The sequence below is a fragment of the Kitasatospora sp. NPDC004240 genome, assembly GCF_053603215.1.
Genome location: NZ_JBSGFD010000072.1, coordinates 1 through 12,417, shown reverse-complemented (window position 1 = coordinate 12,417; position 12,417 = coordinate 1). Strand labels below are relative to the sequence as shown.

At 72.9% G+C, this 12,417-nt stretch carries 14 protein-coding genes and 1 tRNA gene; 3 read left to right on the top strand and 12 right to left on the bottom strand.

Going from position 1 to position 12,417, the window contains the following annotated elements; genetic code table 11:
* Positions 1-178 precede the first annotated feature (178 nt).
* From ACWEQL_RS20750 to ACWEQL_RS20725, 6 genes are all read right to left on the bottom strand, one after another.
* Entirely contained in the window at positions 179-979 is an 801-nt protein-coding gene (locus ACWEQL_RS20750) for an ABC transporter ATP-binding protein (protein WP_452151765.1), read from the bottom strand.
* A 1-nt stretch (position 980) separates the two neighbouring features.
* Positions 981-1,922 carry an ABC transporter permease gene (locus tag ACWEQL_RS20745; RefSeq protein ID WP_452151741.1) on the bottom strand — a complete coding sequence of 314 codons (942 nt, stop codon included), beginning with the start codon at positions 1,920-1,922 and terminating at the stop codon, positions 981-983.
* A 215-nt stretch (positions 1,923-2,137) separates the two neighbouring features.
* Positions 2,138-3,043, bottom strand: coding sequence for a glycosyltransferase family 2 protein (locus ACWEQL_RS20740; RefSeq protein ID WP_452151740.1), 906 nt, complete (start codon positions 3,041-3,043; stop codon positions 2,138-2,140).
* Positions 3,040-3,777: a CDP-alcohol phosphatidyltransferase family protein gene (locus ACWEQL_RS20735; RefSeq protein WP_452151764.1), complete on the bottom strand. Its 738-nt coding sequence runs from the start codon at positions 3,775-3,777 to the stop codon at positions 3,040-3,042. The genes ACWEQL_RS20740 and ACWEQL_RS20735 overlap by 4 nt, the downstream gene beginning before the upstream one ends.
* 103 nt (positions 3,778-3,880) lie before the next feature.
* Positions 3,881-4,942: an iron-containing alcohol dehydrogenase family protein gene (locus tag ACWEQL_RS20730; RefSeq protein ID WP_452151739.1), complete on the bottom strand. Its 1,062-nt coding sequence runs from the start codon at positions 4,940-4,942 to the stop codon at positions 3,881-3,883.
* A complete protein-coding gene (locus tag ACWEQL_RS20725) occupies positions 4,930-5,685 on the bottom strand; it encodes a phosphocholine cytidylyltransferase family protein (protein ID WP_452151738.1) in 756 nt (251 codons plus the stop codon). Before ACWEQL_RS20725 ends, ACWEQL_RS20730 begins: the two co-directional genes overlap by 13 nt.
* Positions 5,686-6,146: 461 nt before the next feature.
* Here ACWEQL_RS20725 and idi point away from each other — a divergent pair, with 461 nt between their 5' ends.
* Entirely contained in the window at positions 6,147-6,800 is a 654-nt protein-coding gene (gene idi / locus ACWEQL_RS20720) for an isopentenyl-diphosphate Delta-isomerase (RefSeq protein WP_452151737.1), read from the top strand.
* A 45-nt stretch (positions 6,801-6,845) separates the two neighbouring features.
* Here the strand turns inward: idi and ACWEQL_RS20715 are convergent, their stop codons facing one another.
* Complete coding sequence (locus tag ACWEQL_RS20715) at positions 6,846-7,328, bottom strand: ATP-binding protein (RefSeq protein ID WP_452151736.1); 483 nt, start codon at positions 7,326-7,328, stop codon at positions 6,846-6,848.
* Positions 7,329-7,687: 359 nt separating this feature from the next.
* Between ACWEQL_RS20715 and ACWEQL_RS20710 the strand changes: the two genes are divergently transcribed.
* Positions 7,688-7,772 (top strand) — tRNA-Leu (locus tag ACWEQL_RS20710).
* Between the two features lie 122 nt (positions 7,773-7,894).
* Here the strand turns inward: ACWEQL_RS20710 and ACWEQL_RS20705 are convergent.
* On the bottom strand, positions 7,895-8,254 hold the full coding sequence (locus ACWEQL_RS20705; RefSeq protein WP_452151735.1) for a zinc ribbon domain-containing protein YjdM: 360 nt from the start codon (positions 8,252-8,254) through the stop codon (positions 7,895-7,897).
* Positions 8,255-8,305: 51 nt separating this feature from the next.
* On the opposite strand from ACWEQL_RS20705, the gene ACWEQL_RS20700 reads away from it, so the two are divergent.
* Entirely contained in the window at positions 8,306-9,418 is a 1,113-nt protein-coding gene (locus tag ACWEQL_RS20700) for a CapA family protein (RefSeq protein WP_452151734.1), read from the top strand.
* 72 nt (positions 9,419-9,490) lie between these two features.
* On the opposite strand, the gene ACWEQL_RS20695 is transcribed toward ACWEQL_RS20700, so the two are convergent.
* The 4 genes from ACWEQL_RS20695 to ACWEQL_RS20680 form a co-directional block, all read right to left on the bottom strand.
* A complete protein-coding gene (locus ACWEQL_RS20695) occupies positions 9,491-9,751 on the bottom strand; it encodes a hypothetical protein (protein WP_452151733.1) in 261 nt (86 codons plus the stop codon).
* A 60-nt stretch (positions 9,752-9,811) separates the two neighbouring features.
* On the bottom strand, positions 9,812-11,176 hold the full coding sequence (locus ACWEQL_RS20690) for a chloride channel protein (RefSeq protein WP_452151732.1): 1,365 nt from the start codon (positions 11,174-11,176) through the stop codon (positions 9,812-9,814).
* Between the two features lie 230 nt (positions 11,177-11,406).
* Positions 11,407-12,090, bottom strand: coding sequence for a TetR family transcriptional regulator (locus ACWEQL_RS20685; protein ID WP_452151763.1), 684 nt, complete (start codon positions 12,088-12,090; stop codon positions 11,407-11,409).
* Positions 12,091-12,193: 103 nt separating this feature from the next.
* Positions 12,194-12,417 (bottom strand): acyl-CoA dehydrogenase family protein (locus tag ACWEQL_RS20680; RefSeq protein ID WP_452151731.1); only part of this gene is annotated, 224 nt, incomplete at its 5' end.

Sequence of the window (12,417 nt, the reverse complement as noted above, 5' to 3'; positions counted from 1 at the left end):
CGCTTTCAGCCTGACACCACCGTCCGCGCCGGAGAAGGGTGCCCCGCCCGGCGCGCGGGGGCGCTCACCCGCCCAGCGGCGGGCCACCCGGGGTACGGGCGGGGGCACCCGAACGGCCGGAGGGCCGGTACCGGGTCTCCCGGTACCGGCCCTCCGTACGAGGCCCCACAGGGTGGTGTTACGGGCGCTCTCCGCGCTCGTAGCGGCCGACGACCTCCTCGGTCGGGCCGTCCATGATCAGCTCGCCGGCCTCGATCCAGATGGTCCGCTCGCAGACCTCGCGGATCGAGTTGTTGTCGTGGCTGACCAGGAAGACCGTACCCGCGGCCTTGCGCAGCTCGTTGATCCGCTCCTTGCTGCGCTGCTGGAACGCCTGGTCGCCGGTGGCCAGCGCCTCGTCGATCAGCAGCACGTCGTGGGTCTTGGCCGCCGCGATGGAGAACCGCAGGCGGGCGCCCATGCCGGAGGAGTAGGTGCGCATCGGCAGCGAGATGAAGTCGCCCTTCTCGTTGATGCCCGAGAAGTCGACGATGTCCTGGTAGCGCTCCCGCACCTGGGCCGGGGTCATCCCCATCGCCAGGCAGCCGAGGACCACGTTGCGCTCACCGGTCAGCTCGTTCATCAGCGCGGCGTTGACGCCGAGCAGCGAGGGCTGGCCGTTGGTGTAGATGCCGCCCTTCTCGGTCGGCAGCAGGCCGGCGATGGCCGCCAGCATGGTCGACTTGCCGGAGCCGTTCGAGCCGATGAGGCCGATCGCCTCGCCCTTGTACGCGGTGAAGCTGATGCCGCGCACGGCGTGCACCTCGCGCACGCCGGAGCCGCGCTTGCGGCTGAGGATCCGGCTCATCGCCGAGGTGGCGCTGCCCTTGCCGGAGCCGGCGCCGTGCACCCGGTAGACGATGTGCACGTCGTCGACGACCACGGTGGGCTCGCGGGCGACGTCCGCGTCGTGGAGCCCCAGGTCCTTGCTCAGGTCGATGTCAGCCACGGCCGTACTCCTCCTCAGCCTTCCAGAAGAAGACGAAACCGATGACGAACATGCCGACCGCCCAGCTGATGCCGTACAGCCACTGGTGCGGCGGGAACTGCTGGTGCTGGGCCATGTGCGGGTTGTAGATGACCGGGGCGAGGGCGTGGCGCATCAGGTCCATGTAGACCGAGGCGGGGTTGAGCTCCATCACCTTCTGCCAGAACGGCGGCCAGCCGTTGATCTTGTCCTGGATGCTGAACATCACGCCGGACAGGAACATCCAGGCCCGCATCGCGAACGGGATCAGCTGGGAGATGTCACTGGTCTTGGCGCCGATCCGGGCCATCACCAGGGCGATCCCCGTGTTGAACATCGACTGCAGGATCAGGACCGGGAGCACCGCCAGCCAGGTCACGCCCGGCTCGATGCCGGCGGCCAGGACGACGCCGACCAGCACCACCATCGAGATCAGCAGCTGCTGGAGCTGGATCACGGTGAAGGCGATCGGCAGCGAGGCACGGGGGAAGTGCAGCGCGCGGATCAGCCCGAGGTTGTCGGAGATCGCCCGGGTGCCGGACTGCACCGCGTTCTGGGTGAACTGGAAGACGAAGACGCCGATGCAGAGCCAGGCGACGTAGGTGCCCTCGGGGAAGTTGTCCTTGCTCCGGAGGATCATGCCGAAGACCAGGTAGAACACCGCGCAGTTCAGCAGCGGGGTGACGACCTGCCACAGCTGGCCGAGCTTGGCGTCCGTGTACTGCGCCACCAGGCGGGCGGTGGCGAACGCCCAGATGAAGTGGCGGCGGGCCCAGAGCTGCTTGGTGTAGGCGAACAGGCCGGGCCTTCTGCCGCTGACCGCCAGGCCGTACTTGTCCGCAAGCTGCTTCGGGGTCAGGCCCGCGTCAGCCCCCCTCGGGGCTGAGAGGCTGACGGGTTCACTCACTGTCGACACATTCGTCCTTCACGCGGGACCTCTCGGGCCGCCGGTCGGAGGGGGGTCCGCCGGCCTTTGCGCCGAGGCGATCCACTGGGATCACGGGGGGAGTCCGGCCGGTGGAGGACCACCGGCCGCTGCGATCGGGTGACCGTGGTGACCGGTCGGCCGCCCGGCCGGGTCGGGGACCCGGCAGGGCGTGCCGACGCCTTCGATCACCGTCGCCGGTTCGCTCAGATGATCGGTGGTCGGCCCAGTCTGGTCAGTCGCCACACGGTACGCCATCGCATGGGCCGACGCGCACCGCAGGGCTCGCGCCAGCCCGCCCGGAACCCGCCCCACCAGGCCTTCAGCGCCTCCGGGGAGGGGCGGCGGGCCAGGGTCAGCAGGAACCAGGTTCCCAGATAGAGAGGCACGAGAGGGGCCGGAAGGTTCCGTCGTGCGAGCCACACCCGGTTCCGGGCCACGTTGTGGAAGTACGTGGCGTGCCGGGCGGGCGAGGTGGTCGGGTGGTGCAGCACCACGTCGGCGCGGTAGTCGATCGACCAGCCGGCGTCCAGCGCGCGCCAGGCGAGGTCGGTCTCCTCGTGCGCGTAGAAGAACTCGGCGGGCAGCTGCCCGGCCTCCTCGAACACCGTGCAGCGCACCGCGCTGGCGCCGCCCAGGAAGGTGGTCACCCGGGAGGAGCGCAGCGGGTCGCTGGCCCGCAGCCGGGGGACGTGCCGGCGCTGGGTGACCCCGGTGTCCGGGTCGGCGATCCGGAAGCTGACGATGCCCAGCCCCGGGTCGGCGGTGAAGGCCTCGCGCAGCAGCCGGCCCGAGTCGGTGCCCGGCAGACAGCCGTCGTCGTCCAGGAACAGGACCGCGTCGACGTCCCGGCCGTCCTTGCCGAACAGCTCGATGCCGACGTTGCGGCCACCCGGGATGCCGAGGTTCTCCGGCAGCGCCAGGGCGCGCACGCCGTCCGGCAGCGGGGGCAGCGGGGCGCCGTTGCCGACCACCGCGAGCGCGATCTCCGGGCCCTCCTGGGCGCGGACGGAGTCGATCAGGGCGTTCAGCTCGGCCGGACGGTTGCCCATGGTGATGATCACCGCACCGAGGCGGAAGGTGTCCGCCGCGCGGTCCGTCGCGGTACTCATCGCAGCCTGCTGGAGAGGACGATGCTCAGCAGGTGCAGCACGGTCTGCAGCATGGCGATCGCGGCCAGCACGACCACCGCGAGGCGGGTGAAGAACAGCCCGCCCTGGACGGCGTCCGCGACCCCGGCGGCCAGGATGAACAGCGAGGCCTCGACCGCGCCCACCAGCCGGTGGAACTTGAGGAAGGAGGCCGCCCGGCGGGCCTTGGCCACCGAGGAGGAGCGCGGCACCGAGGCGCTGTCCTCGACCGCGGTCAGGCCGCTGCGGGCGCGGGCCACGTCCACCAGGTCGGTCTCGGACTTGATCAGGATGGCGCCCAGCGCGGCGAGCGTGCCGAGGAAGGCCCACTCCCAGTGCGAGCCGCCGCCCTCGCGGTGCAGCAGGTCGGTGGCGCGCAGGCCGAGGCCGGTCAGCAGGGCCGCCTCGGACATGTAGTGGCCGACCCGGTCCAGGTAGACACCGGTCAGCGAGGTCTGCCGGCGCCAGCGGGCGACCTCGCCGTCCACGCAGTCCAGCAGCAGGTAGACCTGGATGAGCAGGGCGCCCAGGACCGCACCGGCCAGACCCGGGACGACCAGGGCGGCACCGGCGAGGATGCCGGTGAACATCATCAGGTAGGTCAGGCCGTTGGGCGTGATCGCCGTCATGGTGGAGAGCACACGGGTGATCCGCAGCGAGATCTTCCGCATGTAGAGGCGGCCCGCCCAGTGCTCGGCGCTGCGGCGCTGGAGCATGCCCTCGGGGTGGATGACCGCGCGCAGCTCCTCGATGGAGGGGCGGCGGGTGAGGTCCACCGGGGGCCGGGTCGGGCCCCCGGTCGTGCCCTGGGCGGAGGGGTCAGCTGTTGACGGCTTGGACATAGTCGGCGTACGCGTCCCTGATTGCTGATGGGGAGAGGTCGAGGTGCTCAAGAATGGTGAAGCGGCCCGGGCGGGTGTTCGGGGCGTAGTGCACCGCGTCGGTGAACTCCGCCTCGGTGAAGCCGATCTGAGCCGCGGTCACCGGCAGGCCGTGGCGTGCCAGGCACTCCACGATCAGACCGGTCAGCTCACGCTCGCCCCGCAGGAAGCTGGCGAAGGCGGCCCCGAGGCCGACCTGCTCGCCGTGCTGGGCGGACCGCTTGGGATACAGCACGTCCAGGGCATGCGAGATCTCGTGGCAGGCACCGGACGAGGGTCTGGTGCTGCCGGCGATGTTCATCGCGATGCCGGACAGTACCAGGGCTTCCGCCAGGGCCGTAAGGAGGTCCTGGTCCTGCAGGGAGCCCGGGTGGCGCAGCACGTTCTCGCCCGCCGTCCGGGCCATCGCGACGGCCAGTCCGTCCACCGGTTCGCCGGTCTCGCGGTGGGACAGCTCCCAGTCCGCGCAGGCCGAGATGTTGGAGAGGACGTCGCCGACGCCGGACGCGACGAAGCGCGGCGGCGCCTCGCGGACCACGTCCAGGTCGACCAGGACCCCGATCGGGCCGGGCACCCCGTAGGAACCCCGGCCGGCGTCGTTGTCGAGGGTGGAGACCGGCGAGCAGATGCCGTCGTGGGCGAGGTTGGTGGCCACCGCGACGATCGGCAGGCCCACCCGCGCGGCAGCGTACTTGGCCACGTCGATGACCTTGCCGCCGCCGAGGCCCACCACGGCGTCGTAGTGCCCGCCGCGCATCGCGTCCGCCAGCCGTACCGCGCTGTCGAGGCCGCCGTCGTCGACGTTGAACCAGTCGGCGCCCGGCAGGGCCGGCTCCAGGCGGCGGCGCAGCACCGTGCCGGAGCCGTTGCTGATCGCCACCGCGATCCGCCCGGCGGCCGAGAGCCGCTGGTCGGCGAGGATGCCGGCCAGCGAGTCCAGCGCCCCGGGGCGGATCTCGGCGAAGAGCGGGGAGGGGACGAGCCGGGTCAGTACTGGCACGCGATCTCCCGCGCCCGGGCCAGGTCCTCGTGGTTGTCGACCTCGACCCAGGAGACCTCGCCGATCGGCTGGACGTCGACGCGCAGGCCGCGGTCGACCATCTCCTGGTAGCCGTCCTCGTAGTACAGCTGCGGGTCGCGCTCGTAGGTGGCGCGCAGGGCGGAGGTGAGGTCCTCGGCGGCGGACGGGTTGATCACGGTGACGCCGATGTACTCGCCGGTCGCCTCGGCCGGGTCCATCAGCTTGGTGATGCGGCGCACGCCGAGGGCGGGGTCGACGACGACCTTCATCTCCTCGTCGGCGAGCTTCTTCACGGTGTCCAGGGCGAGCAGCACGCCCGGGGCCCGGCCGGCCTCGATGAGGGCGCGGTTGCCCTCCAGCATCGTGCGCTGGACGGAGGCCGGGTGGACGGTGTCGCCGTTCGCCAGCAGCAGGCCCTCGGCGAAGAGGTCACGCGCGCACCACAGGGAGTAGGCGTTGTTCCACTCCTCGGCGCGGTCGTTCTCGACCAGGGTCAGCCGGACGCCGTACTCGCGCTCCAGGGCCTCCTTGCGGTCGTACACGGCCTCCTTGCGGTAGCCGACCACGATCGCGGCCTCGCGCAGCCCGACCTCGGCGAAGTTCCCCAGCGTGAGGTCCAGGACGGTCCGTTCCCCGTCGACCGGCACCAGCGCCTTGGGCAGCGTGTCGGTGTACGGGCGCAGCCGGCGGCCGGCGCCGGCTGCCAGAACGAGGCCGATCATGTGGTGGCTCCTGATCCGTCGTGCTGAGAGCTCGCCGCGCTCGTCGCCCGGGTGTGCCGGGGTGGCGCGCCGATGGCCCCGCAGATGCGGGCACCGTGTCGTATGTGATGGTAGGCGACCTCGGCGACCGGCCCGAACGCGGCCGGGGGTGGTCGCGGGTGCCGGTGAGGGGTGCGGGGCGGGGTGGCCTTGGGCGGGGATCTCGGGCGTGGGCGGGGCGTGGGGCACGCTGTCGGCTTGGTGTGGGGCACTCTGCCGGAGCTTCTCGAACGGATCCCGAACGGATCCCGAACATTCCTGCTAATCCAACGCCCGGAATCGGCCGGGAATCGTCATGATCCGCCCCGTTGTGCGTCGGACCCGTACGGTCCCCCACCCATACGGCAGACTGGAGCCCGCAGTCGCCGGAGCCCGCGGGGCCCGGCGGCACCGGTGATCCAGCCGCTCCCGAAAGAGGCCTCATGCCGCAGCAGAGCCTGCCGACCGACCCCGACCACTTCACCTCCGAGATCGACACCGGTCTCGACGTGGAGACGGATGTGACGGCCGACCCGGGCGCGGCCGGCTCCTCCACCGCCGGCGAGATCCTGCTGGAGCTGGTCGACGACGAGGGCAACACCATCGGCACCGCCGAGAAGCTCTGGGCCCACCAGCAGCCCGGCCGGCTGCACCGCGCCTTCTCGGTGTTCCTCTTCGACCGCCAGGGCCGGCTGCTGCTCCAGCGCCGGGCGCTCGGCAAGTACCACTCCCCGGGCGTCTGGTCCAACACCTGCTGCGGCCACCCCTACCCCGACGAGCCGCCGTTCGTCGCGGCCGCCCGCCGCACCGGCGAGGAGCTGGGCGTCGCCCCCGCGCTGCTCTGCGAGGCCGGCACCGTCCGCTACGACCTGCCCGACGAGGCCTCCGGCCTGATCGAGCGCGAGTGGAACCACCTCTTCGTCGGCCTGGTCACCGCCCCGGTCCGGCCGGAGCCGCAGGAGGTGGACGACTTCGCCTTCGTCAGCGCGGAGGAGCTGCGCGAGCTGCGCGCCGAGCGGCCCTTCTCGGTGTGGTTCGAGACCGTCTTCGAGGCGGCCCTGCCGGGCATCCGCGAGATCGCCGGCAACGACTGGTAGCCGCTCTCTCCATCGGTGGCCGCTCCCACCGCCGGTGGCCGCCCGCTACCGGCGGGTGGGCAGGGGGACGGGCAGCGAGGCCCAGATGACCTTGCCGCCCTCCCCCGTCCGTTCCACGTCGCACACCCCGCCGGCCTGCAGGGTCACGCTCTTCACCAGCAGCAGCCCGCGCCCGCCGGTCCGGCCGGTGTCGGTCTCCTGCGCCTTCGGCCGGTACGGGTCGCCGTCCTCGACCGACACCCGCACCCAGCCGTCCGTGATGATCAGCTCCGTGGTGACCCGGGGCGACTTGTCGGCGGCGTGCGTGACCGCGTTGCCCACCAGCTCCGAGACGATCAGCAGAACGTCGTCCACCAGCTCCTGGTACCGCACGCCGGCCATGCCCTGCGCCAGCAGCCGGTCCCGCACCGCGTGCCTGGTCCGCGGCACCGACGCCTGCTCCACCGGCTCGGCGAACCGCCACACACCCTCGCCCGGACCGTCCGGCCGTCTCCGGACGGCCTCGGCCGCCCCGCTGAACTGCTCCACGTCCCAGCCGCCCTTCCGTCCGCGACCGTGGGGACCAGACGCTCCGCTCAAGGCTCCCCGGGCGATCCCTCGGCGCTCCCTCGGTCCACCGAGGCTAGGAGAGCAACCCCCGCCACCGCCGTACCGTCGACAACTTGCCCGTGTCGGACCACTCCCGACCGAACCGGATCGCCCCGCACCCCCAACCCGACCGGAACGTTCACCGGAACCACCACTTCCCTTCCCGCCGGCCCCGCTCCTCACCTGGCCCTCCCCCCTCCGGAAAGGCCGGGAGAAACGCAGGTGAGAAGCACTCCAGAACCCTGGTAATGTTCTCTCTGTCGCCGAGGGGAACAGGAAAGCCCCGGAGCACACACCCCGTCCGGGTGGCGGAATGGCAGACGCGCTAGCTTGAGGTGCTAGTGCCCTTTATCGGGCGTGGGGGTTCAAGTCCCCCCTCGGACACAGAGAATGCGGGTCGGGAGAAATCCCGGCCCGCATTTCGCGTTGTGCGCGCCCGTGCGGCCCGCCGAGGGCGCCCGGCCCGCAGGGCGGACCGGGCGGCCGACAGGCCGGGGCGCTCCCGGTCAGGCCTTCTTGACCACGCTCGACTTGAGCTGCATCGCGCCGAAGCCCTCGACGCGGCAGTCGATGTCATGGCCGTCGACGCCGTCGACCAGGCGGATGTTGCGCACCTTGGTGCCGGCCTTGATGCCCGAGGCGCTGCCCTTGACCTTCAGGGCCTTGATCACGGTCACCGTGTCGCCGTCGGCCAGGACGTTGCCCACCGCGTCCTTGATCACCCGCTCGCCCGCGGCGGCCGCGCCGCTCGCGCCGGCCGCGGCGGGGTCCCACTCGTGGCCGCACTCGGGGCAGACCATCAGGGCGTTCATCTCATAGGTGTACTCGCCGGAGCACTGCGGGCACGGAGGAAGGTTCTCGTTCACGGGACCAGGGTAGTTCGCGCCCGGAACCCGGCCAGGACCTACGTTGGGAGGGTGGACGGCGGGCCGGTGCGGCTGTTGCTCTGCGGTGACGTGATGCTCGGCCGCGGGGTGGACCGGATCCTGCCGTGGCCCGGGGAGAGCGGGTTGCGGGAGGAGTCGGTCCGGGACGCGCTCGGGTACGTGACGGCGGCGGAGGCGGTGAACGGGCCGATCGGCTGGCCGGTGGACTTCGCGTGGCCGTGGGGCGAGGCGCTGGGGCTGATCGAGGCGGCCGGGGTCGACGTCCGGGTGCTGAACCTGGAGACGGCCGTGACCCTCGGCGGCGACTTCGCGCCGGGCAAGGCCGTGCACTACCGGATGAACCCGGCCAACCTGCCGTGCCTGGCGGCGGTGCGGCCCGACGTCTGCGTGCTCGCCAACAACCACGTCCTGGACTTCGGCCGCCGGGGGCTGGCGGACACCCTGGACGCGCTGGACGCCGCCGGGCTGGTCGCCGTGGGGGCCGGGGTGGACCTGGCCGCGGCACGGCGGCCGGCCCCGGTGCCGTTGGCGGGCGGCGGGCGGGTGGTCGTGCTCGCGCTGGGGACGGCGTCCAGCGGGATCCCGCCCGGGTGGGCCGCGGAGGCGGGGCGCGGCGGCGTCCACCTGGTGTCGGAGGCCTCGGCGGCCGACGCCGCGCGGGTCGTCGAGCAGGTGCGCCGGGTGCGGCGGCCGGGCGACGTGGTGGTCGTGTCGGTCCACTGGGGATCCAACTGGGGCTACCGGGTGCCCCGGGCCCAGGTCCGTTTCGCCCACGCGCTGGTCGACGGGGGCGTCGACGTGGTGCACGGGCACTCGTCCCACCATCCGCGGCCGATCGAGGTCTACCGCGGGCGGCCGGTCCTGTACGGCTGCGGCGACCTGGTGGACGACTACGAGGGCATCCGGGGCTACGAGGAGTACCGGGACGACCTGCGGCTGCTCTACCTCGTCACGGTGGAGCGGGGCACCGGGGCGCTGTCCGACGTCCGGATGGTGCCGCTGCGGGCCCGGCGGATGCGGCTGTGGCGCGCCCCGGAGGAGGACCGCGCGTGGCTGCGGGCGGTGCTCGACCGGGTCGGCCGCGATTTCGGTACCCGGGTCGACGCCGCGGCGGACGGCACGCTCGCCCTGCGGTGGGGGTGACGAGCCCTCAGTGAACCCTCACGGGCCCTCAGCGGGTCGGCGGTGGGCCCGCGGTGGAGCGGCGGTGGGCGGTCAACGCGCCGTCCAGACCGGGCAGGTCGGCTGGTGCCAGCGGGTCTGGACGACGGTGCCGCCGAGGGTGCGGTGCCGGGTGGTGGAGGTGGGGCAGCAGCCCGCGGGCACCGGGGCGGGTGCGGCCGGGGCGGGTGTCGGGGTGGCCGCCGCCGGGGCGGCGGGACCGCGGCGCGGGCGGTGGCGACGAGGGCGACGGCCCCGGTGGTCGTGCGGGTTCCGGTGATCGCGGCCGTGCTCGCGCGGGGATGCGGTGGTCATGCGCCGGAGGCTGCCCGGTACGGGTGGGACGCATGCCTAACCCACTCGAACGGGTGATTTTCACCCCGGTGACGCCCCGGCGCGCGCCCGGGCCGCCTCGTCGGCCCGGGCGCGGCGGCGCTGGAGGAACTCGCCGGTGATGAAGGCGATGACCACGGAGACGATGATCAGGGGCATGGTCTCCGGCGCGTCCACGCCCATCAGGGCGGCGGCCAGGACGGCGCTGGTCACCGGCAGCCGGGTGACGGCCGCGGCCGACGCGGCGAGCCCGGTGGCCAGGCCCGGGCCGGTGCCGAGACCCGGCAGCGGACCGCAGGCCACCCCGATCGCCCCGCCGATCAGGATCGCCGGGAAGATCGGACCACCGCGGAGGCTGCCGAGCGAGAAGCCCCAGGCCGCCGCCTTGAACACCGCCAGCGCGATGAGCGCGCCGGTCGGCCAGGCGGCGGGGTCGGCGGCCAGTTCGGCGAGGGTGATCTGCCCGGAGAGCGCGTCCTCCACCGGCGAGCGGCCGGTGGTCAGCGCGTAGGCGATCTGGCAGACGGCGACCGCGAGCGCGCAGAGCACGATGCGGACGATGGTCCGGCCCGGCGGCTGCCCGTCGGTGAAGCCCTTGGTCACCCGGCCGAGCCGGCGGCCGGCCACGCAGACCACGGTGACCAGGATCGCCATCGGGATGCCCCAGACGAAGTCGCCGGGGTCGGGGGCGCCGGCCTTCGGCACCTGGGGCAGCGAGAGGGCGCCGATGCTCAGTCCGGTCCAGGTGCCGAAGCCGGTGAAGACCAGCGCGCCGACGCCGCTGGCCAGCAAGCAGGGCAGGATCAGCGCGACCAGCTGGGGCCCGCCGAGCCCGGCGGCCTCGATCATCATCACGGCGGCGACCAGCGGGTTCCCGAAGATGGTGGAGATCGCCGCCGAGGAGCCCGCCGCCGCCAGCACCGGTGCCAGCTGCGGCGTACTGGCCCGCCGGGCGGAGGTCACGGCCAGCAGGGCCAGCCCGCCGCCCATCGCCATCAGCGGTGCCTCCGGGCCGAGCGCCGCGCCGAGCGGCAGACAGGCGAGCGCGGCCAGGATCACCCCTGGGACGGCCTTCGGCGGGGTGGGCGGGCCGCCGAGACCGTCCACCGGGACGTGGCCGCCGCGGCCCGGCAGGTAGACGATCACCGGTGCGGTCAGCAGGCCGGCGAGCAGCAGCGTGGGCAGCGGCCACCACCAGGGCGCCTCGTCGTAGCCGGCGGCGTTCGGCAGGCTCTCCCAGATCCAGTGCTGGAGCTGGTGCTCCAGCCCGACGAAGCCGAAGGCGACCAGCGACACCGGGATGCCGACCAGCCCGGCGATCAGCAGCAGCCCCAGATAGCCCTTGCTCAGCAGCAGCTCGCCCACCTGAGGGTTGCCGGCGGGTCCGGTCCTCGGCTGCTCGGGCATGCGCGCTCCCCGCGGTCGGTCGGCGCGGGCGCCGTCCCGCCCCCGCTCATCGGACCGAGTCTCACCCGGCGGGCGGTGCGGTGCCCGGCAACCCCGGGCCCCCGCTCGGCGCGTCCGGCCCCTTGTTGCGCCGTCCGGGTGAGGAGGGCACGGCCCGGGGAACGCGTGGGGCCCGGATCCCCTCGTACGGGATCCGGGCCCCACCGCCGCCCTGGGGAAGACCTGGCCCGTCAGCCGACGGGCCGGCTCTCCCCGAGGGCACTCTCGATGCCCTGGACCATCCGCCACAGCGGCGCCCGGCGGCTGGCGACCAGCACCACGACGTCGTCGCCGTCCTCGTCCGCCCGGTCCTCCTCGGTCCGGTCGCTCCAGGTGCCGGTGACGAACGCCATCGCGGCGTCCACCTCCGCCACCCAGTCGCTCTCCCCGCCGGTCCGCAGCCAGGTCCGCAGCGCGTGGTTGTGCGCCGAGACCACGGCGGCCGCGATGACGTCGGCCCGCAGCGGGCCGTCCGGCCGCTCCTCGAAGCGGCCGCGCAGGTAGTGCGCGAGGGTGTGCTCGTACCGCCAGACCACCGACAGCTCGTACGCGCGCAGGCCGGGGACCTTGCGGGTGAGCCGGTAGCGCTGGACGGAGAAGGACGGCTGCTCGGCGTACATCCGCAGGACCAGGCGGGCGGCGTCGCAGGCGTGCTTGACCGGGTCCTCCTCGCCGGTGCCGGACTCCAGGAACTCCGTCATCTCGGCGAGGCTGCGCTCGTGGTCGGGGAAGACCACGTCCTCCTTGGCCGGGAAGTAGCGGAAGAAGGAGCGGCGGCCGACCCCGGCGAGGGAGACGATGTCGTCGATCGTCGTCTGCTCGAAACCGCGTTCCAGGAAGAGCTCGAAGGCGGCCGCGACCAGCGCCTCGCGCATGGCCGGCTTCGACGGCCCGTCGTTCATGGGCTGGTCCTGTTCTTCCTTCTCGCTCATTCCCCGGAACATAGCACCGGCTTCGAACAGCCGAACGGCGGGCGCGCTACGGGAGGTTGCGGGCCATCACGATGCGCTGGATCTGGTTGGTGCCCTCGTAGATCTGGGTGATCTTCGCGTCCCGCATCATCCGCTCCAGCGGGTAGTCCCGGGTGTACCCGTACCCGCCCAGCAGCTGCACCGCGTCCGTGGTGATCTCCATCGCCGCGTCCGACGCGTAGCACTTCGCCGCCGCCCCGAAGAACGTCAGGTCCGCGTCCGAACGCTGCG

Excerpts from the sequence above, each read along its gene's own strand:
- ACWEQL_RS20740 (WP_452151740.1), bottom strand. The coding sequence starts at position 3,043 with ATGAGTACCGCGACGGACCGCGCGGCGGACACCTTCCGCCTCGGTGCG.
- ACWEQL_RS20735 (WP_452151764.1), bottom strand. The coding sequence starts at position 3,777 with ATGCTCCAGCGCCGCAGCGCCGAGCACTGGGCGGGCCGCCTCTACATG.
- ACWEQL_RS20725 (WP_452151738.1), bottom strand. The coding sequence starts at position 5,685 with ATGATCGGCCTCGTTCTGGCAGCCGGCGCCGGCCGCCGGCTGCGCCCG.
- idi (WP_452151737.1), top strand. The coding sequence starts at position 6,147 with ATGCCGCAGCAGAGCCTGCCGACCGACCCCGACCACTTCACCTCCGAG.
- ACWEQL_RS20695 (WP_452151733.1), bottom strand. The coding sequence starts at position 9,751 with ATGACCACCGCATCCCCGCGCGAGCACGGCCGCGATCACCGGAACCCG.
- ACWEQL_RS20690 (WP_452151732.1), bottom strand. The coding sequence starts at position 11,176 with ATGCCCGAGCAGCCGAGGACCGGACCCGCCGGCAACCCTCAGGTGGGC.
- ACWEQL_RS20685 (WP_452151763.1), bottom strand. The coding sequence starts at position 12,090 with ATGCGCGAGGCGCTGGTCGCGGCCGCCTTCGAGCTCTTCCTGGAACGC.